Source organism: Neorhizobium huautlense, from assembly GCF_030811685.1.
In the GTDB taxonomy this organism is placed as follows: Bacteria; Pseudomonadota; Alphaproteobacteria; order Rhizobiales; family Rhizobiaceae; genus Neorhizobium; species Neorhizobium huautlense_A.
The window spans coordinates 65,207-88,382 of sequence record NZ_JAUSRF010000016.1 but is presented as its reverse complement, the minus strand read 5'-3'; the positions used below and the strand labels follow the sequence as shown (position 1 = coordinate 88,382).

The window sequence follows — 23,176 nt, the reverse complement described above, 5'->3', positions numbered from 1 at the left end:
CACCAAATCCCAAAAACTCCGAAAGTCATCCGATCGCCGCCGGTTGTCCGGCTTTTGCGTCGCAATTCCCTCCCGAAGGCATCGCCGCTGAATATCCGTCAATGTCCAGAGGATATCAGCGATTTAGCAAATGAGCAGATAGAGCACAGTCTTCGGATTTTCCAGATTGCGCCGAAGCTTTCATTTGCCCATCGGCGAAATAGCTATCCGATAATCCGGCCTGTTTGTCACGATCTTCATATTTCTATCGTAAACATGATCAATCGCAAGTGACCGGGTTGCGATCCCGTCGATGAAGGGTTCCCTTGCGCCGAGGGGTCATATGGCCCATATGCTGATCAACATTTCAGGGAAGAGCAGCCGGCTGTGAGTGCATTTGACAAAAAGACACCATCCAAGGAGCCGCGCTGGCTTGGTCCCGTCGCGTCTTCGAGCGTTGCATTGATTCCCTCCATTTCCGCGGCGCGCTGGCTTCTTGTCCTCATTGTCTTCGCAGGCATCTATTTTTTCCACGGCTTCATCGTTCCGGTCCTTGCCGCTCTCGTGATCGGCTTTGCCAGCTGGCCGCTCTACCGCCGGCTTCTGGCTCATGTCGGCGGCAGCACCACGCTCGCCGCCACCATCGCCATTCTCTTCATCGTCACCTTCCTGCTGGTGCCGATCGGCATTGCCATATCCTATACGGCCGGCGAAGTGCGCGAGTGGGTTGGCTGGGCGCTGGAAGTCAACCGTGTCGGTGCACCGACGCCGGAATGGATCGCCACCCTGCCCTATGCCGGCGCATGGCTGGACAACCAGTGGACCAGCCATATCGGCATGCCCGGCGCGATCGGCGAATATATCCAGATCGTCAGCGGCGCCAATATCGGCAACATTTATCGCGCCGTCGTCGCGGCCGGTGGCGGGGCCTTCCATCTCGTCCTGACGCTGCTCTTCATGCTGATCGCGCTGTTTTTCGTCTATCGCGACGGCGCCTCCTTCTCCCGCCAGATCGATCTTGTCGGCGAGCGCATCCTGCCATCCCGCTGGGAGCGCATTTCACGTGTCGTACCGGCCACGATCAGCTCGACCGTTACCGGCATGACGCTGATCGCCATCGGCGAAGGCATCGTGCTCGGCATCGCCTACTGGATCGCCGGCGTTCCCTCGCCCGTCACGCTCGGCGTCATCACCGGCGTCATGGCCCTCATCCCCGGCGGCGCGCCGCTGTCGTTCACACTGGTGTCGATCTATCTCGTTGCCAGCGGCTCACCGTTTGCCGGTATCGCGCTTCTCGTCTGGGGCAGTGTCGAGCTCTTCATCGTCGACAAGACAGTGCGCCCGCGTCTCGTTGGGGGCCCGATCAAGCTGCCTTTCCTGCCGACTTTCTTCGGCCTGGTCGGCGGCGTAAAGACCATGGGCTTCCTCGGCCTGTTCATCGGCCCGGTGCTGATGGCGCTGCTGGTCGCAGTCTGGCGCGAATGGGTGCGCGAAGTCGAACTGTCGGAACCGCGCGAAGCGGAAGCCGCCAACACGCCGGCGACCGAGACGCCGGCCGCGCGTCGCGAAATCGCCTCTTCCTGATCCGACATGACGCTCGCAGGCTTGCCTTGCTGGCGTCACGATCCTTGTCATAAGCTTGTTTCGGAAACAGGACCGGGACGCTTATGAACGCCGCAATCATCGCCATGACCATTCTCGGCTGCGACGACGCAGTCAAGGATTGCCAGTATATCGCCACGCTGCAGCAGCGCTGGCCGTCGATCGAGATGTGCAACGCCGTCTCGGAACAGCAGCTGGCCTCCTTCGCCAATGTCTCCTACCCGGTCGTCATCGCCGTCTGCCAGGATCCGACTGCGCCGGAGACAGCAGACAATCTCGTACCGCAGGCCAAGCCGCCGGTATCGGAAACAGCCGCCAAGCCAGCTGAAACGGAAGAACAGAAACGTGAGGAAGAACGCGGCATGGCGGCACGCGCCATTGGCCGCGTGACATCCGTCCTGCCGAGCAGCGACGGTATCCGCACACTGTTCGGCAAGCCGGTTCGTCTGGTGGAAAACAGCTATTCCTGGGTCGCCAAGAAATTCAGGGACTGAGGTTTATGCCGCAAAAGCCAGATCGCTGGCATAGGAGCGCGCCAAGAGGCGTTCTTCCATCAATTGCAGCTTTTCGATCATGTCGAGAAGCTCGGCGAGCGGCGACATCGGCTGCGCCTCGGGCCTGAACCGGTCGATCAGCGGCCGGCAGATGCTTTGCAGCGAAAAACCGATCGGCGAACGTGCCGCCTCGCGCCACAAAAGCACGGCCTCCACAAAGACCATGGCGATGGTGCGATCAAGACCTGCCGCTTCGAACAGGGCCCGCACGGCATGCATGCGACCGGTGGCGAGGATGGAGCGAACGCGCTGATCCTCGAGGCCGGAGAGGTTACAAATGGCGCCGGAGAAGAAGTCCACCTTGCCGCCGCACAGGATATGGATCAGGAAGGCCGGCGTCAGGCGACCCAGTTGGCGCAGGTGTTCGACCAGACCGGCAATATCATGGTGCCGCACGGTGCCGGCAATGGCGACAGTCGCCGCGTCGCTCGCCTCACGGGTCACGTAATCGATGCGGGAAGCGGTCAGCGTCGTGCGCATCAGGCCGCTGGCTGCCAGCGCCTCGCTGATATGGCTGACGAGGAGATGGCGCGCGTCTGCGCTCAGATCCTCGCGATCGAGCAGCATGTTGCGCACATCGGCATTGTGTCCGTGACGCTCGGCGATACGGCGCAAGGTAAAACGTGTGATCGATGCCGTTTCGTTTTCGAGAAGCAACAACGCTTCTTCCCCGCCGGCCACTTCGGCGATGGCGGCCGCAACGCCGCGTGAAAGATTGGGCCGGGAAGCGACAAGGGCTCGGGTCATGACGCTGCCACGTCCCACCAGATCGACGAGATCGATATCGGTCAGCACGGGCGAACGGGTAATGACGGAGGAGGCAATCAAAGGCTGATCTTCGGCCAGCGACATGATCATGCCGCGTGGAGCATCGGGCGAATCAGCAACGGCTTCAGCCAGCGCCGTGCGCACGACTGGTGATGGATCGTCCAGCAGATGCATCAGCGCCAGAACGGCCGCCTGTCGCTTTTCGTCCTGCACGGACGAGGCAAGATAGCCGCGCGCCAGTGCATGGGCAGCTTTTGCCCGGTCTGCTGGTCTGGCGGTTTCCGCCCAACGAAGAAAAGCCTGTACGATCACCCCGAAACCCCAATACAAAAGGAGCGTTACCCGCATTCACCTTACGAAATGCAGCTTAGGCAAAAATCGTTTAAGATTGGTTCACCATAAGATTTAACCACACCGGGAGAGTATTTCTGTCCGCTTTACTGCCGAAATCATGGCTGATCGTGCCGCCCGCGACCGATCTTTCCGCGACACTGGATGGCGGTGCGCATGCCCTCGTTGTCGATCTGCGGGAGAGTTTTGATCGCGTAGCATCGTTGCATGCCGCAGTCTTTTCCACCGCAAAGGCAGCCTATCTGCCGCCTGTCTCTTCGCCCGAAATGGCGGCACTTCTCGACATCTGCATGACGTCTCGAATCGCCACCGTTTTCCTCTCCGGAGCCCGCAATGGCGCCGACCTCCAACACCTCGACGTTCTGCTGCAGGTGAGCGAGGCACGTGCGGGCATTACCACCGGCACCACGCGCATCGTCGCGATGGCCGGTGACAATCCGCATGGGTTGCTGGCGGCAGCAAGCTTTGCCGGCAAGAGCAAACGTCTGATCGGCCTCGGCTGGGATGCCGGTGCACTAGCAAGCGCAATGGGAATGAAAAGCGGCCTCGGGTCGGATGTCGCAGCCAGTGCCCGCGCGACATTGCTGCTGGCCGCCGCAGCGTCAGGGGTCGCGGCGATCGATACGACCGAAATGGAGCCGGATGAGGAAATCTTTCGCGCTGCCTGCCTTCACGTCAGGGCGCAAGGTTTTTCCGGCAAAATGACCGGCACGCCATCACAGGTGCCGGTCATCCAGTCGGTGTTCACGGACTAAGCACTCAACCTTTGGGTGTCGAAGGCCGCGTCATTTCGAAAACATCGGCGCCGCCATCGGCATAATCGCGATATCCCATACGGCCGAGCGGGCGGGCAATGCCCATATCCACCCTGCCCTCGCGCAAAATGTCTTCGCTCAGATGGATGCCGACGACCTGGCCGAAAACGACGATGGCTTCAGCCTTGCCGCCATCGATCGTCTTTGGTTCGACGATCTCGGTCACCCTGCATTCCAGCGCCGCATAGGCCTCGCCCACGAAAGGCGCATCCACCAACGTTCCCGCTTTGGCCATCAGTCCGGCAATGGCGAATTCATCGACGCCGTATCCGACGCTGATGGAAGACGCGTTCATCTGCTCGGCAAGATGCCGGCTGGCGAGACTGGCGGTAAACACGCCGGTCTCGCGGGCATTGCGAAAACTGTCCTTCGGTCCGCTCGATGCGAACATGACGAGTTTCGGGTTGTCGCAGATGGCGTTGAAGAACGAATAGGGCGACAGGTTCAGCGAACCATCCCGCCCCTTCGTGCCGATCCAGCCAATCGGCCGCGGCGACACGATCGCCTTGAACGGATCATGCGCCAGACCATGCCGGTTTTCATCGGTCGAATAGAACATCGTCATTCCACCCAGGAGACGATATCGGCGAGTTCCGGACGCGGACGATCCGGCGTGTTGAAATCGCTGGAGCCGATATGGATGAAGCCGGCCGCCTTCTCGCCTTCCCTGATGCCGAGAGCCGACTGCACGCGCGCGTCATAGGTGATCCATTCGGTGCGCCAGTTGGCGACATAACCATGTGCCTCGCAGGCCATCACCATGTTGAGGCACAAGGCGCCGGCTGACAGTACCTGCTCCCATTCGGGGATCTTTGCATGCGGGGCAGCGGTGCTGACAACGGCAACGACCAGAGGCGCACGGGTAAAGCGGCCAAGTTCCGCCTGCTGCGCGGCTTCGGTCATGTCCGGGGTCTTTTCCAGCGACAGGCGCAAAAATTCTTCACCGAGTTTGACGCGCGAATCGCCGCGATAAACGATGAAGCGCCAGGGCGCGATCTTGCCGTGATCGGGCACGCGCGAGGCAAAACGCAGGATTTCCGTCAATTCATCCTGCGAGGGGCCGGGCTCCCTGTATTGCGCCACCGGCGTGGAATGGCGTTGGCGCAGGTAGTCGATCAGCTTGATATCATTGCCCATGGTCACACTCGCATGTTTGACAGTTCGATGACGGACGCGTTCGGCATTTCGGCCTCTTTTTGACTGAGGCCTTGAATTTGCCTTGGCGTTGGTTTTCAAGTGAAGTCTGCAACATCAAGAGTCAATCCGGGCGAAATGACCAGAACCACCATTGCCGTATATGTGATGCTCGGCGCAGCTTTTGCTGCCGTGCCGACAGCACCGTCTTTTGCCCAGGAAGCGTTCCAGGAATTCAAGCAGCTTGGCGGATCGACCAAGATGCCAAAACTCAATGCCTTTTCGGCAACGCCGGGTGCGCCTGCCGGCATCATGGCCCGCAATGTCGCGTTCGAAGCCAAGCTGACCAAGGATGGCGAATCGATGAAGGACGGCCTGGCATGGCGCGTTTTCGGCCCCATTCCGGGTGCTGACGGCAAGCTGCCTCTGCTGGCCAGTTCCGATGGCGGCACCGCCGATTTCCAGCTCGCTCCCGGCGATTATTTTGTCAACGTCGCCTTCGGCCGCGCCGGTGTGACGCGCAAACTGACCGTGCCCGAACAGGGGCGGGTCGACACGCAAACCGTTGTTCTCGATGCCGGTGGTTTCGTTCTCAATGCCGTCACCGGATCAGAGGTGCGTATCCCGCCGAACCAGCTCAGCTTCTCGGTCTATTCCTCCGAAGTGCGTGAGGATGGCGAGCGCGGCCTCGTGATCGCCGACGTCAAGCCGAACAGCATCGTGCGCCTCAATGCCGGCACCTATCACGTCGTGTCGGAATACGGCAGCATCAACGCCATCGCGCGCGCCGATATTCAGGTGGAGGCTGGCCGCCTGACAACGGCGACATTGCAGCACCGTGCCGCCCAGATCACGCTCAAGCTGGTTTCCCAGCCCGGTGGCGAGGCAATCGCCGACACGGCATGGTCGGTGCTGACGGCATCGGGCGACGTCGTCAACGAAAGCGTCAGCGCGTTTTCCACCATGGTCCTGTCCGAAGGCGATTACCTTGCGGTCGCCCGCAACAAGGACAAGATCTACCAGCGCGATTTCAGCGTGAAGGCCGGCCAGAACGCCGATATCGACGTGCTGCTTTCCTCTCACGCACAAACGGCCAACGCCGACGTCGAATAATCAGGCGGCTTCGCTGCGATTGGCCGCCTTGCGTGCCTCGCGCCGGCTCAGCGGACGCATGACGAATACGGAATCGTAGAGCCTTGCCAGAAGCAGCTTGCGATCCGTCATCGTCTCCATCTCCTCGTAAGGAATGACGGCACCGATGCGGGCGCGAATGGTCGTGCCGGAAAGACGCTTGAACTCGCGGATCAGCAGAGACAGGCGCAGCACGAGCGAAATCTTGCTGGCGAAATGGAAAAGTGGCCCGTTCTGGCCCTCGAAATAGATCGGCAGCACATTGGCCTTCGCCGACTGGATGAGCTTTGCGGGAAACATTTTCCACGGCAGGTCTTCGGCACGGCCAAAGCCGCGCCTTGCCGTCGCAACGCCGCCCGCCGGAAAGATGATGATGGTGACGCCTTGCTTCAGCAGTTTCAGCGCCTCGTGACGCATGGCCATGTTCTGGGCCAGCGCTTCCCTTGTTTCCTCGAAGGAAACGGGCAGCGAATAGGGCGCCATTTCCGGCACTTTCAGAAGCTCGTTATTGATCATCACCCGGAACGGCCGACCAAGCTGCTCCGCCAGTGCCAGACTGGCAATGCCGTCACCGATGCCGAAAGGATGATTGGCGACGATCACCAGCGGTCCGTCCGGCAGATTGCGCGGCGGCCATTCGCCGGCCACATCCAAGCCGACATCGATCAGGTCCAGCATCTTGCCGAACACCCGGTCGCTCTTGCCGACGATATCGCCGCGCCAGATGTCATAAAGCCGGGCATAACGATTGCGGCCGGACATGCCTTCGATCGAGCGGATGATCCAGCGTTTCAGCCGCGTATCGCGCTCGTTGGCGTATGAAAGTTCCTTGAACTGCAATGCGGCCTCCACCCGGACCATCAGGCATTTTCGCCGCGCATCATTGCAGTTCCATGACAGAATCAAAACGGCGCCTGTGGATTTCTCCGCAGGCGCCGTCTTGTGTGTCAGATCAGGCGGAAAGCTTGGCCTTGCGGGCACCAAGCTTGCGCTTGACGTCCGGCGGCGTCGCCTCTTCCGTCAGCGAGGCAATCGCCTCTTCCAGCGACATCGGCGTCTGCGCCTGCGAGCCGAGACGGCGGATGTTGACCGACCGGTTTTCGGCTTCCTGGCGACCGCAGACGATGATCACCGGCACCTTGGTCACCGAGTGTTCGCGGACCTTGTAGTTGATCTTCTCGTTGCGGAAGTCGGTCTCGACCTGCAGACCGGCATCACGCAGCGCTTCGGCAACTTCACGACCGTAATCATCGGCATCCGAGGTGATCGTGGCAACCACGACCTGCGTCGGCGCAAACCACAGCGGCATGTGACCGGCAAAGTTTTCGATCAGGATGCCGAGGAAACGTTCCATCGAACCGCAGATGGCGCGGTGGATCATGACCGGCTGGGTCTTTTCCGAATTCTGGTCGATATAGAAGGCGCCAAACCGTTCCGGCAGGTTGAAGTCGACCTGCGTCGTGCCGCACTGCCATTCACGGCCGATGGCGTCCTTCAGCGTGTATTCGAATTTCGGACCGTAGAATGCGCCCTCGCCCGGCAGGATACCGGTCTTGATGCGACCTTCCGACTGTTCCTCGATCATCTTCAACACGTCGGTCATGACGCTTTCGGCCCGATCCCACAGGTCATCGGTGCCGACGCGCTTTTCAGGACGCGTGGACAGTTTGACGACGACTTCCTGGAAACCGAAATCTTCGTAGACCGACAAGATCAGTTCGTTGATACGCAGGCATTCTGCCGCCAGCTGCTCGTCGGTGCAGAACACGTGGGCATCGTCCTGCGTGAAGCCACGCACGCGCATGAGGCCGTGCAGAGCGCCCGAGGCTTCGTAACGGTGGACGTTGCCGAATTCCGCGAGACGGATCGGCAATTCGCGATAGGATTTCAGGCCATGCTTGAAGATCTGCACGTGCCCCGGGCAGTTCATCGGCTTCAGCGCGAAAACGCGGTTGTCGGCTTCCTCGTCGTCGGGATGCGTGAACGCATAGGCAGACTTCACGGCGAACATGTTGTCCTGATACCAGCCCCAGTGCCCCGAGGTTTCCCAGAGCGAGCTGTCGAGAACCTGCGGCGCGTTGACTTCCTCATAGGTGCCGGCCAGACGGCGGCGCATATAGGAGGTCAGGGTCTGGAACATGCGCCAGCCCTTGCCATGCCAGAACACCACGCCCGGACCTTCTTCCTGAAAATGGAACAGATCCATTTCACGGCCGAGCTTGCGGTGATCGCGTTTCTCGGCTTCGGCGAGAATGTGCAGGTACTGGTCCAGCTCTTCCTGGCTCGCCCATGCCGTGCCGTAGATACGCGTCAGCATCGGCTTCGTGGAATCACCACGCCAATAGGCGCCGGCAACCTTCATCAGCTTGAAGGCGGTGCCGATCTGGCCCGTCGAGGCCATGTGGGGACCACGGCAGAGGTCGAACCAGCCACCCTGATTGTAGATCTTCAGGTCCTGACCTTCCGGGATCATATCGACCAGCTCGACCTTGTAGGTCTCGCCCTTGTCGCCGAAAACCTGCTTGGCTTTTTCGCGCGTCCAGATTTCCTTGGTGAAGGCGGCATTCTTCTGGATGATCTCCTTCATCTTCTTTTCGATCTTCGGCAGATCTTCGGGCGTGAAGGGCCAGTCTTCCTTGCTGTCCGGATGGACGCGCTTGAAGTCGTAATAGAAGCCGTTTTCGATGACCGGGCCGATCGTCACCTGCGTGCCGGGCCACAGATCCTGCACGGCTTCCGCCATGACGTGGGCGGCATCGTGACGGATCAGTTCCAGCGCACGCGGATCGATGCGGGTGACGATCTCGATCTTGCCGTCGGTGACGGCATCCGAGAGGTCGCGCAACTCGCCATCGAGCGCGATCGCCACGGCCTTCTTGGCCAGCGACTTGGAGATGGATTCGGCGACGGCAAAGCCGGTCGTGCCCGCGTCATAGGCGCGAACGGAACCATCGGGAAATATAAGGGAAACGGACATCTAAATTCTCCTGTCCAGTCCCGCCAACGAATGCGGGTGGTCAAAAATGGGCCGCGAGATTTTTGCACGCAGCAACGAACGGCGCGGTGATAGTCAAAAAACGCTGAAGAGTAAAGGTTTCAGGCCTTCTTGCCGAACTTCCAGAATGCCCATGGCATGAATCTTTGATAGCCACTGCCAAGCACTTCCGGCACCGGATCGAGCCCGGACGTGCCGCCCGGTCCGCAGCGCCCGACCCGAAACAGGGTCAACCAGAAACCGGACCAGAAACCGTGCCGCGCGAAGGCCTCATAACCGTATTCGGAACAGGTCGGGATATGGCGGCAGCCATTGCCGATGAAGCCGGAAAGCGTCAGCTGGTAGAGACGAATGAAGCCCATGCCGATGAGGCGTCCCGGCGTCTTGCGGAACGGGCCTGCCCAGTTGCGGCCAACGGGCTTCGAACGCTCGCGCGGCTCGTCCTCGTCGTCATGCCACTGGCCGCAGGCGCCACACATCGGTCAGGCCGTCGCAGCCGTGGAACCGCTCTTCGCTTCCGCCTGGTCGATCGCATCGACCACGGCATCGAAGGTGAGCATGGTGGAGGCGTGGCGGGCCTTGTAATCCTTGACGGGTTTCAGCACCCGCATTTCCTCGAAACGCCCGACCGGCCCCTCGCCGTCCTCCTTCAGCATGGCCAGCATATCGGCCCGTGCCTGCCGCAATTCTTCAACACCAGCACCGACCACATGTTTCGCCATGGCGGCAGACGATGCCTGGCCCAAAGCACAGGCGCGCACCTTGTGGCGAAAGTCGGCGACCACACCGCCCTCGAGCTTCACAAAAACCTTCACCTTCGACCCGCACAGTTTCGAATGTTTTTCCGAAACGCCGTCGGCATCCTCCAGTTCGCCGGAAAGGCCGATATTGCCGGCAAGTTCGAGAATGCGGCTGTTATAGATGTCGTCCATGGTCACCAGTTTCCGGATCGTCGGTTCGCGGCCATTATTTGCCGTCTTCGAACACTGCGTCTTCGGCAATGATCTGTCATGCCGCTTGCTTTACCACTATATGCTATCGGTGAAAGCCCGCATCAAGACGCAAGGTTTTAGCGCCACACGCGCCGAAATCGAAATGCAATGTCTTGTAAAATGGGCCGCGCGGCGTCAGATAGCGCCAAAATGACGTTCGACAGCCGAGACTGACGCGTCAATCGACTAGGATCGGATGCGACCTTGAACCGCATCAGGATCAGGAGACCTTAGATGGATGCCATTGTGAAGAACTTTCCGGCCGCAGGCCAAACCGATGCTCGCCCGACCCAGCAGGAGGCCGAGGACGCGGTTCGTGTGCTGTTGCGCTGGACCGGCGACGATCCGTCGCGCGAAGGCCTGCTCGATACGCCCAAGCGCGTCGCCGCTGCCTATCGCGAACTGTTTTCCGGTTATGAAAAGTCTCCGGAAGAGATCCTTGGCCGCACCTTCGAGGAAGTGGCCGGTTACAAGGACATGGTTCTGGTCCGCGACATTCCGTTCTATTCGCACTGTGAGCACCACATGGTGCCGATCATCGGCAAGGCGCATGTCGCCTACCTGCCGAAGGGCCGCGTGCTCGGTCTTTCCAAGGTTGCCCGTCTCGTCGAGATCTATGGCCGCCGCCTGCAGACGCAGGAAGCGCTGACGGCACAGATCGCCAATGCCATTCAGGATGTTCTCGATCCGCGCGGCGTTGCCGTGATGATCGATGCCGAACATCTGTGCATGGCCATGCGCGGCGTGCAGAAGCAGGGTTCGACCACGCTGACGACCACTTTCACCGCCGAGTTCGAAAACAACGCTGCCGAACAGGCGCGTTTCCTGACCCTCATCCGCACCTGAAAACTGCCGATCCGCAGGTATACTATGACGCTGACATTTGCCGCACCGTCCGCCGACAAGCACGCGCTCGAAGCGGACGGCGATTTCACCCCCCGTTTCGATGCCCATGGTCTCGTCACCGCCGTCGTGACCGACGTGCGTGATGGTGAATTGCTGATGGTCGCGCACATGAATGCGGAAGCGCTCGCTTTGACGATCGAGACCGGCATCGCCCATTATTACAGCCGTTCGCGTGCAAAAATCTGGAAGAAGGGCGAGACCTCCGGCAATCTGCAGACGGTCGAGGAACTTCGCACCGATTGCGATCAGGATGCCGTCTGGCTGAAGGTGCGCGTCGCCGGCCATGATGCCAGCTGCCACACCGGCCGCCGCTCCTGCTTCTATCGCACGGTGAAGGAAGCCGACGGCAAGGCCATCGTCGAAATCGCCGATGACGACCGCCATTTCGATCCCGATAGCGTGTACGCCAGCTGAGGAACGAACAGGAACCAATGCCTTTGCGCCATTCCCGTCGGCGCCGTAACGTAGCGATCGTGGAAGGCCATCTATAGCGATAGGGGTCCAGCATGCCTGTTTTAAAGACCGTCATCAGCGATCCGCCCATAGACCCGACGACCTACGAGGTCGACCTGATCGAAAGCGTAAAGAAGCATGGATGGCAGACCACATCCGTTGGCGCGGACGATAACGGCGATCCCGCATTCAGCTACACAACCGGATTTTGGCTGACATTGGAACAGCCCGAAGTGGTTGTGTTCGATTTCCCACCCCAACTATCCCATGACGTCTTTGGGCAGATGTTCAGAAGGGCGCGAGCGGGAGATCATTTCGCGGTCGGAGAGCCTGTTGAGGGTATTCTCGCAGGTGAAGTCGTCTATCTCCTCCCCGTGCCGCGGCATACGGCGACACAATATCTTCAATCAAGTGACTGGTTTTATAAAAGCGCCGAGTTTCCGGTTCTCCAGCTTGTGTGGGCGGATCGCAGCGGGCGGTTCCCATGGGATAGCGGTTGCGAAACATCATTGATGAGGCTCCAACCCAATCTCTGGGGAAACAGTTGGACCGAAAGATTGAAAGGACGCCTCAAGGGCAGTTAGGCAATCCCGGCTTGGGGCCGATCGGGCCTGCCGGCCAACGGTTCTCAAGGAACGAATCTTCGCTCCGTCCCGTTTCCTGTCACATTTGCCATTGATCAATACTTTCGAAACGCATTCGGGAGCCTAATGGTCATCTGGGTCGATGATCTGGCGTGGAGGAGACGCGAAAGACATGAACTGGTCCTGGAACAGAAACACACCGCCCCCCGCACCAGCATCGGATAGCGGAGGTGTTGCTGTTCTCGATGCTCCTCCCAGACCTCCTGAAAATCAGCAGCACCGCAAGGCCAAGATCGCGCTTGCCCTTGGCGGCGGCGCCGCGCGTGGCTGGGCGCATATCGGCGTGCTGCGCGCTCTGGACGAAGAAGGCATCGAGGTCGGCATGATTGCCGGCACCTCGATCGGTGCTCTGGTCGGCGGCTGTTATCTGGCCGGCAAGCTGGATGAACTGGAAAGTTTTGCCCGTTCGCTCACCATGCGCCGCATTGCCGGCCTGCTGGATCTGACGATCGGCGGCGGCGGTCTGTTCGGCGGCATGCGGCTCACCAAGCGCATGCAGGAACATATGGAAGGCATCGCCATCGAGGACCTGAGCCGTCCGTTCGTTGCCGTCGCCACCGAATTGCAGAGCGGTCACGAAGTCTGGATCGCCAGCGGCTCGCTGATCACGGGCCTGCGCGCCTCTTACGCCCTGCCCGGCATTTTCGAACCGGTCAAATGCAACAACCGCACGCTGGTCGATGGCGCGCTGGTCAATCCGGTACCGACCTCCGTCTGCCGTGCCTACGAGCAGCCGCTCGTCGTCGGCGTCAATCTCAATTACGATATCTTTGGCCGCGCCGCCGTGGTGCGCCACAATGCCAGCATTCAGGAAATCGAGCAGCGCCAGCGCATGGATGATGCCGGCGGTCGCGCCGCCAGCCGCATCAGCATGACCGGCACGATGGTCCAGGCCTTCAACATCATCCAGGAGCGCATTTCTCGCGCCCGTCTCGCCGGTGATCCGCCGGATCTGGCGCTGCATCCGCGCCTCAGCGATATCGGTCTGTCGGAATTTCACCGCGCCGGTGAAGCCATCCGGCGCGGTTACGAAGAAACCAAGGCGCAGATCGGCGCATTGAAGCGCATGCAGGAAATCTGCGCCCGCTAATTACCCAGCGATATAGGCCTTGATCTGTTCGGCCTCGTGTTCGATCTCGCTGATGCGCGATTTCACCACGTCACCGATCGAGATGATGCCGACCAGTGTGCCATCGGCCTCCACCGGCACGTGACGAAAACGACCGGCGGTCATGATTTCCATGAGCTCGTCGTCCGTATTGTCCTCGCGACAGTGGGTGACACTCGTCGTCATCGAGGACGATACCGGCTTTTCCAGCACGGCCGCACCTTCGCGCGCTATCGCCCGCACCAGATCACGTTCCGTAAAAATGCCGGCGATACGGCCTTCGAGGCTTGTCACCACGACGGCACCGATCTGCTTTTCATTGAGGATGGTGGCGACCTCGCTCAGGGTCTGGTCGCGGCTGACCGCAACAACGTTGCGACCCTTGGCATCCAGCATGCTCTTGACTGTCTGGGGCATGGTTCTCTCCTCACGTTTCTTTTGCGTCTCACCACATCGTCACAGCGCCAAAAGCCCTCCCCGGCAGGCGCCGCAACCATAGGGATGGTGCCCGTTCGCAGGTTCAAAAGCAAGATTTCGTGAAAAGGCCGCGTCTATCGCACGCGATCGAACAGGCCGAACAGCAGGTAACCAAACAGAAAACCACCGATATGCGCATCCCAGGCGATCGCATCGGACCCGGCATCGATCAATGGCAACCCGACTGCGACCAGGATGTTGCCGGCAAACCACAGGCCCACAAAGACGGCGACCGTGCGGTTCCGAAGAGAACCGATGATCGATTGGCGCGGATAAAGATGGCCGAACGTGCGGTCGTAACCACCATGACGCGGAAAGGCAAAGCGGCAGGCAGCGCCCATCAATGCCGAAATCATGCCTGATGCGCCGATCAGAACCGTCGGCTCACCCCAGTTGAGACCCGCATGGAAAAAGGCCGCAGCAGCAGCGGAAAGCACCCAGAAGACGAGATAACGCATGGCGCCGATGCGGCGGACAACCGGAGCGCCGAATGCGACAAGCCAGAGCCCGTTGAACAGCAGATGCTGCATGCTGCCATGCATCAGCGAATAGGTGAACGGCGTCCAGATCTGCCGCATGCCTTCATCTGCAAAGGGATAGAGGTAACGAAGCGGAATGAATGCGAAATTCACCAGAACCCATTCGCGCCAGTCGTCCGAAAGAAGATAGGCATCGACCAGATAGATGCCGGCCAGCAGCAGCACGGTCGCAGTGAGAACGCCCGGCAGATTAAAGACAGGCTGCCGGCCTTCGTCTTCCTGCACCATCTCGACGTCTCTCAGGTCATCATCTGCCGCTGACGGGGCTGGCACATCCGGTCTGTCGCTCATCAATCACCTGCTCGTTTTCCTCACCAGCCTTACAGGACAGAGAGGTTGAACGGAAGCAGCCACTCGGCTGACGCGGACTTGGCATGGTTTTCGCTACGGTAACCACAAGGGCTCGGGAAAGAATGAATCTTGTTCCGTAATAAGACACATGAGTACGATGCAGACTGAAGCAGGAAACGAATTATTCAGCTATTGGCTTGAACTGAAACGCGATGGCACGATCCCGCAACAGCGGGAATTCGAACCCGCACGCGTTCGCCACATGCTGCCCGATCTTTTTATTCTCGGAAAAAACGACGCCGGCGTGATGTCTTTCCGCCTTGCCGGCACGCGCCTTTGCGGGCTTTTCGGCCATGAGCTTCGCGGCCGGCCTTTCACCTGCCTCTGGCACCGGTCGCAGCGCCGCCAGGCGGGGCTTGGCATAGATGCCATGCTGGCCCGCAGCAAACCGATGGTGACCGACATCAGCGGTGTCGGCGCCGAGTGCAACCATGACTACCAGATGATTCTCCTGCCGATGCGCTCCGGCGCAGCCCAGGCAGACCGCATACTCGGTGCGATATTGCCCCGCCGCCCTCGCAACAGTGCCGCACTTGAGACGATATCCTGCCTTTATGCAGGTGAGTCGCGCAGTATCGCAGAGGAAACGGCGGAAATTCCCGCCGATGGACAGGGTTTTACCCGCTTCATGCGACGTCTTCTTTCGATAGAAATAGTAGATGACGGGCTTTCCGGAAGAAGCTGACAACGCAATCAGAACGTTCTATTAACCGCGATGCGATATCCATTACAGCGCCCTGCACCACTCGGCGCATAATGGGCATCATGACATTTTATAAACTGCGCATCGCGACTTGAGAGAACGAGCATGTACTCTTTCCAGCCAGCTCAACCATCGACACCACCCCAGGGCGCACAGGAGCGCGCCTTCCAGCGGGTGACCGTCGGAATGAGCGGCCGACTCATGCTCGAGAGCCATGAAGAATTTCCCTGCACTGCAGTGGAAATGTCTCCGGGCGATGTGGTCTTTTCCTGCGAAGCGCGCCCGTCGGCGAACGAGCGGGTGATTGCCTATATCGAAAACCTCGGCCGCATCGAAGGCAATGTCATCGGCGTCACCGCCGATGGCTTCTACATGTCCATCAACGCCACCGACCGCAAACGTGAAAAGCTGGCGGCACAGCTGACCTGGCTTGCCAACAAGCATGAACTCGGCCTGCCGGAAGATCGTCGCCACGATCGTCTGACACCGCGCATTACCCGCACCGAGATCGTGCTGGACGACGGCCGCAAGTATCCGTGCAAGATCGTTGACCTTTCGCTGTCGGGCGCCGCCATCGATATCGAGATCCGCCCGGCACTCGGCACGCCGGTCATGCTTGGCAACATGCGCGGCCGCATCGTGCGCCACTTCATCGAAGGTGTGGCGATCGAATTCGCTTCCGTCCAGTCGCGCGAGTCGCTGCGGGCCTTCCTGTAAGCGCCGCAATCGCGCCTTGAAGCCTTAACAACCTACCCCGCCGGCGGCTCAAACCGCCGGCTTTTTCGTGCCGTTTCGGCAGCGCGCCGGATCAAATTCGAGAAAAATGCAGGCATCTGAGAAAAAAATCTCGTTTCGGAACGATTTTTTTGCGTCCGAAATCGGGGCGTACCAGCCTGAAACAGTGACCAAGCTCCTGCCAAACAAGGTTTACGAGCGATTTAGCATGACAGCACGCTCGGCCTCCAACCACTCAGGCAAGACTTGCTCCGATACCGTCGAAACCGACAAAAGCACAAATAAATCAGAAAGATAGAGCCTCACCAAATTTACGACACGACAATGATTGTTCAAATTTGAACTAAATTTAGCGCAAAATCGCTTCGAATTTTCGTCTAATTCTCTGCGTGTTTTATCTGCATTGAATTCAAATAAGCATTTGTTTTTACGACGGTATTTTCCGCCGGATCAAAACCTTGCTGCGATTGTCTCCTCACCAACGGGGAGACAAGAAAAATGACGAAGAGCACAGCCCTGGTGATCGCCGCTATCGCCACCTTCATCGCCCTCTTTCAGGCGCAGTCCACATTCGCAGCCAATGGCGCAATGAAGGTCATCGGTCAGGCCAATCCGCCGATCGGGCATTACGAATTCTGCAAGATCTATCGCAGCGAATGCGTTCGCACCAATGGCGACCGCGGTGCGATTGCACTGACTGAAGACAAGTGGCGCACGCTGCTCGACGTCAACTACACCGTCAACACCGCCATCCAGCCGATGACCGACATGGAAATCTACGGCGTCGAGGAAAAGTGGGCCTATCCGACCACGGTCGGCGACTGCGAGGACTTTGTTCTCTTCAAGCGCAAGATGCTCATGCAGAAGGGTTTTGATGCCTCTTCCCTGCTGATCACCGTCGTGCTGCAGCCGAATGGCGAAGGCCACGCCGTGCTGACCGTGCGCACCGATCGTGGTGATTTCATCCTCGACAACATGCGCAACAAGGTCATGCTCTGGGCCGATACCGAATACACCTACCTGAAGCGCCAGTCGAACGAAGATCCGGGCCGCTGGGTCAAGCTGCAGGATGGCCGCGCCATCGCAGTCGGCAGCGTCAGCCAGTAAGTTTTGCAACACCCTCACTGAAAGCTTGTCCGGCCCATGGAAACATGGTGCCGGACTTTTTTCGTTCTCCCGGCCTGCTTCGCGCAAGCCTGTTCTGCCATGGATCAACAACAGCAGGCAGGTCACCATGGCGCAGCAGGACGATTATCAGGAACCGTTGATCAGCAATCGCATGGCGCTCGGCATAACCGCAGCGCTTGCGCTGATGGCGGCCGCCACCTTCGCCATCAGCCTCGGCGCCAGCTGGATCGGCCCCAGACTGGCGCTGGGCAGCCACAGCGACAGCAGGGAGCAAATCATCGTCCGTATCGGTCAGGACGAATTGCGCCTGCCGGCCAATACGATCCGATTCGCCGAACAACGCCATGCGGGTGACAGCAAACGCATCGATCTCTATCTCACCTGGCCGGAAATGCAGGGCTATAGCGTCGGCCAGAAAAGGCGCTTCGACGATTCGGGCAGCGCCGACGGGTTGATCTTCCTGCAACTGTCGCAAAGCACCATGTCGCGCGACATGTCCGGTCGGGTCGAGCCGATCTATTCGCGCCTGTTCGATGGCGATTCCCTGCCCGGCCCCTTTGGCCTGACCGCCCACCACCTGCGCGCTGACAGCGGTTATGGCGACGAGGTCATCCTCACGGCGCAGCAGCCCGGCGCAGACGCCTACGCAGTGCGCTGCCTGATGCCGCGCCAAACGGCAGCCGGCCAAACAACCTCTCAGACAACATCGCTTGCAGCCACGAACAGCGCCAGTTGCCAGCGGGACATCCGCGCCGGCCAGGACCTGACCGTGCTTTATCGCTTCTCGCCGACACTTTTGCGCGACTGGGCTCATATTGATGCCGCGATTGCCCGGTTTGTACAGGAACGGGTCTCACCCCGAAAAGCAGCGCAATAAACCGCTAAAATTCGACGAAATGCCGCAAGGGCAGCTTCATCATAAACGAGTTGGTAACGCTGCTGACCTAATGTGATCGGCAACGGCACGCTGCGGGGGCGCGACCGGACCTTTTACCATCGAGTTGCAAGCAGCGAGTGCAGGCGTGTTGAAAACCTTCTTCAGTTCATCTCTCCCCAAGGATGGCGCATCGAAAACCGCCCGGGTCGCTGGTCGGTTTGTGGCAGCGATCGTAGCGTCGACGATTTTCGTCAGTCCCGCTCTCGCCGCCAAATACGCCGGCATCGTCGTTGACGCAAAAACCGGCAAGGTCCTTTACAACGACGACGCCGACAGCCTTCGTTATCCGGCATCGCTCACCAAGATGATGACGCTTTACCTCGCCTTCGAGGCGCTGGAAGCCGGCAAGATTTCGCTGAGCGACAAGGTTCCGGTTTCGGCGCATGCGGCTTCCGAGCCTCCGTCGAAGCTTGGTGTACGCCCGGGCGGGTCCATCACGGTCGAACAGGTCATCCTGTCGCTCGTCACCCGCTCCGCCAACGACATGTCGACGGCCATGGGTGAATTCCTCGGCGGCTCCGAGGCCCGTTTCGCGCAGATGATGACCAACAAGGCCCGTGCGCTCGGCATGACGCGCACCACCTATCGCAATGCCCACGGCCTGCCGAACACCGCGCAGATGACGACGGCCCGCGATCAGGCTCGCCTCGGCATCGCGCTGCGTCAGCATTTTCCGCAGTATTACGGTTACTTCAACACCCGCAGCTTCCGCTTCGGCAAGCAGGTCATCGGCAATCACAACCGCCTCGTCGGCAATGTGAAGGGCGTTGACGGCATCAAGACCGGTTATACGCGCGCTGCCGGCAGCAACCTTGCCACCTCGGCACAGCTCGATGGCCGCTCGATCGTCGCCGTCATTCTCGGTGCCAAGGGCAGCGCCGCTCGTGACGCCCAGATGCGCAAGCTCGTCGCCACCTACCTTCCGCAGGCTTCGCGCGGCGGCAACAGCAACCTGATCGCCCAGACGGCGCCGGCCCCTTCGCTTCCTGTCAGGGATGTGCCGAAGCCGAGCGCACCGTCGGTCGATGTCCGTCAGCTGGCCTCCATGGACCTGCCGAATGCCGGCCCTACGCCTGAAACTCGTTATGAGCAGAAGGTTCCGGGTGCATCGGCCTATGCAGCCGAGCCGAAATCGCGTGGCGCACGTGATGCCGTTTCCTCGGTCATCGCCAATAACGCACCGGTTCCGCCGCGCGGTCTGGCGCCCGCTGCCGGTTACCTGCGCGAGCCGACCGGCGAACAGCAGGTCGCAACCGTAACCGATTCCGTCACTACCGCATCGACCCGCAACGACCGTCAGGCCGCGACGGCACAAGAGATTGCCGGCTGGGTCGTACAGATCGGCGTCTCACCGAACCGCGACATGGCGATGGACCTTCTTTCCAGCGCACAGGACAAGGGCGGCAGCGCGCTGCGGGGCGCAAAACCCTTCACGGTCGCGGTCAACAGCAATGGCAGCCAGCTTTATCGCGCCCGTTTCGGCGGTTTCGATGACCAGAAGAAGGCCGTCAACGCCTGCAACGCCCTGAAAAAGAAGGGCATCAAATGCTGGGCTTCGCTCCAGTAAATCCTCTGGGTGACGTTGCCGTCGGGTAACCGACGGCGGCAGCCGGGCTGCGTTTTTTGTCCCGGTATCGTTTCAGCCCTCGAAGAGTAAAGCGTACGAGGTCAGACATGGCAGTGAACGAAAACAACATCGAACGTGAATTTCCGACGACGTTGAAAAGCCCCTTTCGCGGGCCGTCGCTCCACCCGCTCCACGAAGCCGCCATGCGGATCGCCGGAATGGGCATGAACCGGCCGCGTGAAAAGACACGTGATCTGGTCGGTCTGCTTCTGACCCATGCGGCGCGCGCCTGGCGTTATACCCAGCCGGAAGCAAAAATCCACCTGCACATCTCCGCACAGTCAGGCAGGGCGCCTATCCATATGCGCCTGCGCTGAGCGAAAAATTCAGTCGTAAAAATCTTGAAGCGCGTCCCTATGGCGCGCTTTTGTCGTTTCAGAGAAGACCGAGTTCGGCGAGTTCACGCCGCAGATATTCCGGCAGCGCCATGACATCCTCGCCAAGACTGCCGAGATCGGCAGGCGCATCTTCAGGCGTAAGATACCGCCAGCCCTGGAACGGACGACGCGGCTGCGGCATGGTTTCGATCACTTCGGGCCCAAGAATCAGATGGCAGCGACCGATGCCGTCACCGCCCGTAAACGTCTCTATACCCAGCAGCTTCTGGCGGGCCATGACCTGGCCCTTGATCACCCAGTAGAGCGAACCGCCATCGAGAAGTTCGTCAACCCGTTTGGGAACCATCCGGGTGGTATGGACCGAATGCGGTTCAAGACCGGCAGCAATTGCGCTCAGGCAGCGCTCGGCGACCCAGTCTCTCTGGTCCTGAATGGATTCCGCGCCGACGCAGAGTTTGACGATATGAAGTGTCATGTCCCGCTTCAAGACCCATATGCGGCCCACGTCAAGCCGCGGTCGCGGCATGGCAGGCCTGCATCCACAGGCGCGCCATCAGCCGATCAGCATTCCACGACGTTGACGGCGAGGCCGCCCGTCGAGGTTTCCTTGTATTTTTCGCTCATGTCGTTGCCGGTCTGGCGCATGGTCTCGATACAGGCGTCGAGCGGTACGAAATGCGTGCCATCGCCCTTGATCGCCAGCGACGCCGCCGTCACCGCCTTCACGGCACCCAGCGCATTGCGCTCGATGCAGGGCACCTGCACGAGGCCGGCAACCGGATCGCAGGTCATGCCGAGATGATGTTCCAGCGCGATTTCGGCCGCGTTCTCGATCTGCTCCGGCGAACCATCCATCACCGCTGCCAGCCCCGCAGCCGCCATCGCGGCCGCCGAGCCGACTTCGCCCTGACAGCCGACTTCGGCACCGGAAATCGAGGCATTATGCTTGATGATGCCACCGACAGCCGCTGCCGTCAGCAGGAAGGTGTGAACATCCTCGCGCGTCGCATCCTCATGGAAATGCAGGAAATACCGCACCGTCGCGGGAATGACGCCGGCCGCACCATTGGTCGGCGCCGTCACCACGCGTCCACCGCCGGCATTTTCCTCGTTTACGGCCATGGCGTAAACGGACAGCCAGTCATTGGCGAGCAGCGGGTTCAGGCGATTGGAGCGCCATTCGGCCTCCAGCTTTTCGTGGATGGCGCGGGCGCGGCGGCGCACTTTCAGGCCACCGGGCATGATGCCGTCCACCTGCAGGCCGCGATCGATACAGCGACTCATCGCGTCCCAGATACGGTCGAGCCCTTCGTCGAGCTCGGTGCGACTCATCTTCGTTTCTTCATTGGCGCGCTTCATGGCGGCGATGCTCAGGCCCGCACCACGCGCCATGTCGAGCATTTCCTTGGCCGAGGAGAAGGGATAGGGCACACGATCGGAACTGACCTTCTTCTGGCCACGCATGGCTTCCAGTTCCGTATCCGTCACCACGAAACCGCCGCCAATCGAATAATAGATGCGCTTCAGCAGCAGGCGACCATCCTTGTCGAGCGCCTCGAAAGCCATGCCGTTGGCATGGCCCGGCAGCGGCACTTTCTTGTCGTAGATCAGGTCCGTCTTGGGCTGGAACTCATAGGCCGGATGGCCGGGCGGCGTGACGCGGCCGGTGCGCTCCACCTCGGCGATGATCGCATCCATCGCATCGGGATCGACGCTTTGCGGCGCCTCGCCCATCAGGCCGAGGATCACCGCCCTGCCCGTGCCATGGCCGATGCCGGTAAAGGCAAGCGAGCCGTGCAGGCTGACCTTCAGTGCCGCCACATGGGCGCCCGCCGGTCGCGGCCAGTCATCCGAGAGAATCAGATCCAGAAAGCGGTTTGCGGCCGACATCGGACCCATCGTGTGGGAACTCGAAGGACCGATACCGATCTTGAAGACGTCGAAGACGGAGAGAAACATGGCAGTCCACATCGCGAGAAAGATGACATCAGGCTACGCTTGACGAAAGACAAGCTAAGGCGATTGCCCGACATCCGGTTTTGTCGCAGCGACATAGGATCAAAATTAAGTCCGCGCAATGTGGATAGGACGATCGTGATCACAGCAACGCCTTGCCGGACATGCCGATTCTGGCGCATTACAGATGCGAACGTCGAAATTCGGTTCTTTCCAACCCGGTCATGCCCATGTCGAATGCGGACTATATCGCACTTGCGCTCTTCATCGTCCTCTGGGCGCTCTACAGCTGGTTCTCCGCCGGTTCCGGCGGCAAATACCTGCCGCGCCAGAGCCTCAACCGGGTGATGGCTGAGCGCCGCAAGAACTGGATCTACAATTCGCTGAGCCGCGACCTGAAGATGATCGACACGCAAATTCTTGCCGGCCTGCAGAACGGCACGGCATTTTTTGCATCGACATCCATCCTCGCCATCGGCGGCTGCTTTGCGCTGCTCGGTGCCACCGATCAGGTCGAGGCAGTGTTTCGCGATCTTGCCATCGCCTCCTATGGCGGCCGCACCTCGTTCGAACTGAAGGTCGCCGGCCTCACCGTCATCTTCGGTTATGCCTTCTTCAAGTTCGGCTGGTCCTACAGGCTGTTCAACTACTGCACCATCCTGTTCGGCGCACTGCCGATGATGCATGAGACCAACGGCAACCGCGAGGCGGCCGAACGCGCCGCCGATCAGGTCGTCCGCATGAACACGATCGCCGCCAGCCACTTCAATTCCGGCCTTCGCGCATTTTTTCTGTCGATCGGCTATCTCGGTTGGTTCGCCGGGCCCTATATGTTCATGGCAATGACGGTCGTCGTCATCGTTGCGCTGACCCGTCGCCAGTATTTTTCCGAGGCACGCCAGGCTGTCATGGAAGATATGCGGTGATGGAAAACAGACGGCCCTGAACGCCAA

At 60.1% G+C, this 23,176-nt stretch carries 27 protein-coding genes; 16 read left to right on the top strand and 11 right to left on the bottom strand.

All coding sequences use genetic code 11. The features are described 5' to 3' along the window. Nucleotides 1–366: 366 nt before the first annotated feature. Nucleotides 367–1,563, top strand: a complete 1,197-nt coding sequence (locus tag J2T09_RS21025) for an AI-2E family transporter (protein ID WP_306838114.1) — start codon at nt 367–369, stop codon at nt 1,561–1,563. An 83-nt stretch (nt 1,564–1,646) separates the two neighbouring features. Beyond that, a complete protein-coding gene (locus J2T09_RS21020; RefSeq protein WP_306838112.1) occupies nt 1,647–2,075 on the top strand; it encodes a hypothetical protein in 429 nt (142 codons plus the stop codon). Between the two features lie 3 nt (nt 2,076–2,078). Here the strand turns inward: J2T09_RS21020 and J2T09_RS21015 are convergent, their stop codons facing one another. Continuing rightward, nucleotides 2,079–3,251, bottom strand: a complete 1,173-nt coding sequence (locus J2T09_RS21015; protein ID WP_306838110.1) for a DUF2336 domain-containing protein — start codon at nt 3,249–3,251, stop codon at nt 2,079–2,081. A gap of 113 nt (nt 3,252–3,364) precedes the next feature. Here J2T09_RS21015 and J2T09_RS21010 point away from each other — a divergent pair, with 113 nt between their 5' ends. Continuing rightward, complete coding sequence (locus tag J2T09_RS21010; RefSeq protein ID WP_306838107.1) at nt 3,365–4,009, top strand: aldolase/citrate lyase family protein; 645 nt, start codon at nt 3,365–3,367, stop codon at nt 4,007–4,009. 4 nt (nt 4,010–4,013) lie between these two features. Here the strand turns inward: J2T09_RS21010 and J2T09_RS21005 are convergent, their stop codons facing one another. Then, complete coding sequence (locus J2T09_RS21005; protein ID WP_306838105.1) at nt 4,014–4,628, bottom strand: flavin reductase family protein; 615 nt, start codon at nt 4,626–4,628, stop codon at nt 4,014–4,016. A gap of 2 nt (nt 4,629–4,630) precedes the next feature. Then, nucleotides 4,631–5,206: a nitroreductase family protein gene (locus J2T09_RS21000; RefSeq protein WP_306838103.1), complete on the bottom strand. Its 576-nt coding sequence runs from the start codon at nt 5,204–5,206 to the stop codon at nt 4,631–4,633. A 165-nt stretch (nt 5,207–5,371) separates the two neighbouring features. Between J2T09_RS21000 and J2T09_RS20995 the strand changes: the two genes are divergently transcribed. Next, nucleotides 5,372–6,316 carry a hypothetical protein gene (locus J2T09_RS20995; protein ID WP_306838159.1) on the top strand — a complete coding sequence of 315 codons (945 nt, stop codon included), beginning with the start codon at nt 5,372–5,374 and terminating at the stop codon, nt 6,314–6,316. Here J2T09_RS20995 and J2T09_RS20990 read toward each other — a convergent pair whose 3' ends face one another. The 4 genes from J2T09_RS20990 to J2T09_RS20975 form a co-directional block, all read right to left on the bottom strand. Further along, nucleotides 6,317–7,174, bottom strand: coding sequence for a lysophospholipid acyltransferase family protein (locus J2T09_RS20990; RefSeq protein ID WP_306838157.1), 858 nt, complete (start codon nt 7,172–7,174; stop codon nt 6,317–6,319). Nucleotides 7,175–7,286: 112 nt separating this feature from the next. After that, entirely contained in the window at nt 7,287–9,311 is a 2,025-nt protein-coding gene (gene thrS / locus J2T09_RS20985) for a threonine--tRNA ligase (RefSeq protein ID WP_306838101.1), read from the bottom strand. Nucleotides 9,312–9,430: 119 nt separating this feature from the next. Beyond that, nucleotides 9,431–9,808, bottom strand: coding sequence for a membrane protein insertion efficiency factor YidD (gene yidD, locus J2T09_RS20980; protein WP_306838099.1), 378 nt, complete (start codon nt 9,806–9,808; stop codon nt 9,431–9,433). Between the two features lie 3 nt (nt 9,809–9,811). Further along, on the bottom strand, nt 9,812–10,261 hold the full coding sequence (locus J2T09_RS20975) for an iron-sulfur cluster assembly scaffold protein (RefSeq protein ID WP_306838097.1): 450 nt from the start codon (nt 10,259–10,261) through the stop codon (nt 9,812–9,814). On the opposite strand from J2T09_RS20975, the gene J2T09_RS20970 reads away from it, so the two are divergent. From J2T09_RS20970 to J2T09_RS20950, 5 genes are all read left to right on the top strand, one after another. Further along, the gene (locus tag J2T09_RS20970) at nt 10,260–10,475 is read left to right on the top strand and encodes a hypothetical protein (protein WP_306838095.1); all 216 of its coding nucleotides are present in this window, start codon (nt 10,260–10,262) and stop codon (nt 10,473–10,475) included. The genes J2T09_RS20975 and J2T09_RS20970 overlap by 2 nt on opposite strands. An 80-nt stretch (nt 10,476–10,555) precedes the next feature. After that, a complete protein-coding gene (gene folE / locus J2T09_RS20965) occupies nt 10,556–11,167 on the top strand; it encodes a GTP cyclohydrolase I FolE (protein WP_306838093.1) in 612 nt (203 codons plus the stop codon). 24 nt (nt 11,168–11,191) lie between these two features. Further along, nucleotides 11,192–11,641, top strand: a complete 450-nt coding sequence (hisI, locus tag J2T09_RS20960; RefSeq protein ID WP_306838090.1) for a phosphoribosyl-AMP cyclohydrolase — start codon at nt 11,192–11,194, stop codon at nt 11,639–11,641. Between the two features lie 92 nt (nt 11,642–11,733). Next, nucleotides 11,734–12,264: a DUF4262 domain-containing protein gene (locus tag J2T09_RS20955; protein ID WP_306838088.1), complete on the top strand. Its 531-nt coding sequence runs from the start codon at nt 11,734–11,736 to the stop codon at nt 12,262–12,264. Nucleotides 12,265–12,436: 172 nt separating this feature from the next. Next, nucleotides 12,437–13,414 (top strand): patatin-like phospholipase family protein, encoded by a 978-nt coding sequence (locus J2T09_RS20950; RefSeq protein ID WP_306838086.1) that lies wholly within the window; start codon nt 12,437–12,439, stop codon nt 13,412–13,414. Here the strand turns inward: J2T09_RS20950 and J2T09_RS20945 are convergent, their stop codons facing one another. Then, complete coding sequence (locus J2T09_RS20945) at nt 13,415–13,849, bottom strand: CBS domain-containing protein (protein ID WP_306838084.1); 435 nt, start codon at nt 13,847–13,849, stop codon at nt 13,415–13,417. A 134-nt stretch (nt 13,850–13,983) separates the two neighbouring features. Further along, entirely contained in the window at nt 13,984–14,676 is a 693-nt protein-coding gene (locus tag J2T09_RS20940) for a rhomboid family intramembrane serine protease (protein WP_373458552.1), read from the bottom strand. A gap of 220 nt (nt 14,677–14,896) precedes the next feature. On the opposite strand from J2T09_RS20940, the gene J2T09_RS20935 reads away from it, so the two are divergent. The 6 genes from J2T09_RS20935 to J2T09_RS20910 all read left to right on the top strand — a co-directional run bounded on the left by J2T09_RS20935 (nt 14,897) and on the right by J2T09_RS20910 (nt 20,246). Beyond that, nucleotides 14,897–15,484, top strand: coding sequence for a PAS domain-containing protein (locus tag J2T09_RS20935; protein WP_306838081.1), 588 nt, complete (start codon nt 14,897–14,899; stop codon nt 15,482–15,484). Between the two features lie 123 nt (nt 15,485–15,607). After that, complete coding sequence (locus J2T09_RS20930) at nt 15,608–16,219, top strand: PilZ domain-containing protein (protein ID WP_306838079.1); 612 nt, start codon at nt 15,608–15,610, stop codon at nt 16,217–16,219. A gap of 516 nt (nt 16,220–16,735) precedes the next feature. Further along, on the top strand, nt 16,736–17,344 hold the full coding sequence (locus tag J2T09_RS20925; protein ID WP_306838077.1) for a transglutaminase-like cysteine peptidase: 609 nt from the start codon (nt 16,736–16,738) through the stop codon (nt 17,342–17,344). Nucleotides 17,345–17,471: 127 nt separating this feature from the next. Next, nucleotides 17,472–18,242, top strand: a complete 771-nt coding sequence (locus tag J2T09_RS20920) for a hypothetical protein (protein WP_306838075.1) — start codon at nt 17,472–17,474, stop codon at nt 18,240–18,242. Nucleotides 18,243–18,462: 220 nt separating this feature from the next. Then, entirely contained in the window at nt 18,463–19,869 is a 1,407-nt protein-coding gene (locus J2T09_RS20915) for a D-alanyl-D-alanine carboxypeptidase (protein ID WP_306838073.1), read from the top strand. Nucleotides 19,870–19,976: 107 nt separating this feature from the next. Then, on the top strand, nt 19,977–20,246 hold the full coding sequence (locus tag J2T09_RS20910; RefSeq protein ID WP_306838071.1) for a hypothetical protein: 270 nt from the start codon (nt 19,977–19,979) through the stop codon (nt 20,244–20,246). A gap of 58 nt (nt 20,247–20,304) precedes the next feature. Here J2T09_RS20910 and J2T09_RS20905 read toward each other — a convergent pair whose 3' ends face one another. Both J2T09_RS20905 and J2T09_RS20900 read right to left on the bottom strand, forming a co-directional pair. Then, entirely contained in the window at nt 20,305–20,742 is a 438-nt protein-coding gene (locus J2T09_RS20905; RefSeq protein ID WP_306838068.1) for a DUF1489 family protein, read from the bottom strand. An 86-nt stretch (nt 20,743–20,828) separates the two neighbouring features. Further along, nucleotides 20,829–22,226, bottom strand: coding sequence for an L-serine ammonia-lyase (locus J2T09_RS20900; RefSeq protein WP_306838066.1), 1,398 nt, complete (start codon nt 22,224–22,226; stop codon nt 20,829–20,831). 227 nt (nt 22,227–22,453) lie between these two features. Between J2T09_RS20900 and J2T09_RS20895 the strand changes: the two genes are divergently transcribed. Continuing rightward, a complete protein-coding gene (locus tag J2T09_RS20895; RefSeq protein WP_306838065.1) occupies nt 22,454–23,149 on the top strand; it encodes a DUF599 domain-containing protein in 696 nt (231 codons plus the stop codon). Nucleotides 23,150–23,176 lie beyond the last annotated feature (27 nt).

Bases quoted from the DNA above. Each gene is read 5' to 3' on its own strand.
- J2T09_RS21020 (WP_306838112.1), top strand. From the start codon at position 1,647: ATGAACGCCGCAATCATCGCCATGACCATTCTCGGCTGCGACGACGCA.
- folE (WP_306838093.1), top strand. From the start codon at position 10,556: ATGGATGCCATTGTGAAGAACTTTCCGGCCGCAGGCCAAACCGATGCT.
- J2T09_RS20910 (WP_306838071.1), top strand. From the start codon at position 19,977: ATGGCAGTGAACGAAAACAACATCGAACGTGAATTTCCGACGACGTTG.
- J2T09_RS20975 (WP_306838097.1), bottom strand. From the start codon at position 10,261: ATGGACGACATCTATAACAGCCGCATTCTCGAACTTGCCGGCAATATC.
- J2T09_RS20950 (WP_306838086.1), top strand. From the start codon at position 12,437: ATGAACTGGTCCTGGAACAGAAACACACCGCCCCCCGCACCAGCATCG.
- J2T09_RS21015 (WP_306838110.1), bottom strand. From the start codon at position 3,251: ATGCGGGTAACGCTCCTTTTGTATTGGGGTTTCGGGGTGATCGTACAG.
- J2T09_RS21005 (WP_306838105.1), bottom strand. From the start codon at position 4,628: ATGTTCTATTCGACCGATGAAAACCGGCATGGTCTGGCGCATGATCCG.
- J2T09_RS21000 (WP_306838103.1), bottom strand. From the start codon at position 5,206: ATGGGCAATGATATCAAGCTGATCGACTACCTGCGCCAACGCCATTCC.
- J2T09_RS20970 (WP_306838095.1), top strand. From the start codon at position 10,260: ATGGTCACCAGTTTCCGGATCGTCGGTTCGCGGCCATTATTTGCCGTC.
- J2T09_RS20935 (WP_306838081.1), top strand. From the start codon at position 14,897: ATGCAGACTGAAGCAGGAAACGAATTATTCAGCTATTGGCTTGAACTG.
- thrS (WP_306838101.1), bottom strand. From the start codon at position 9,311: ATGTCCGTTTCCCTTATATTTCCCGATGGTTCCGTTCGCGCCTATGAC.
- J2T09_RS20945 (WP_306838084.1), bottom strand. From the start codon at position 13,849: ATGCCCCAGACAGTCAAGAGCATGCTGGATGCCAAGGGTCGCAACGTT.
- J2T09_RS20905 (WP_306838068.1), bottom strand. From the start codon at position 20,742: ATGACACTTCATATCGTCAAACTCTGCGTCGGCGCGGAATCCATTCAG.
- J2T09_RS20940 (WP_373458552.1), bottom strand. From the start codon at position 14,676: ATGGTGCAGGAAGACGAAGGCCGGCAGCCTGTCTTTAATCTGCCGGGC.
- J2T09_RS20895 (WP_306838065.1), top strand. From the start codon at position 22,454: ATGTCGAATGCGGACTATATCGCACTTGCGCTCTTCATCGTCCTCTGG.
- hisI (WP_306838090.1), top strand. From the start codon at position 11,192: ATGACGCTGACATTTGCCGCACCGTCCGCCGACAAGCACGCGCTCGAA.
- J2T09_RS20900 (WP_306838066.1), bottom strand. From the start codon at position 22,226: ATGTTTCTCTCCGTCTTCGACGTCTTCAAGATCGGTATCGGTCCTTCG.
- J2T09_RS20995 (WP_306838159.1), top strand. From the start codon at position 5,372: ATGCTCGGCGCAGCTTTTGCTGCCGTGCCGACAGCACCGTCTTTTGCC.
- J2T09_RS20920 (WP_306838075.1), top strand. From the start codon at position 17,472: ATGGCGCAGCAGGACGATTATCAGGAACCGTTGATCAGCAATCGCATG.
- yidD (WP_306838099.1), bottom strand. From the start codon at position 9,808: ATGTGTGGCGCCTGCGGCCAGTGGCATGACGACGAGGACGAGCCGCGC.
- J2T09_RS20955 (WP_306838088.1), top strand. From the start codon at position 11,734: ATGCCTGTTTTAAAGACCGTCATCAGCGATCCGCCCATAGACCCGACG.
- J2T09_RS20925 (WP_306838077.1), top strand. From the start codon at position 16,736: ATGACGAAGAGCACAGCCCTGGTGATCGCCGCTATCGCCACCTTCATC.
- J2T09_RS20930 (WP_306838079.1), top strand. From the start codon at position 15,608: ATGTACTCTTTCCAGCCAGCTCAACCATCGACACCACCCCAGGGCGCA.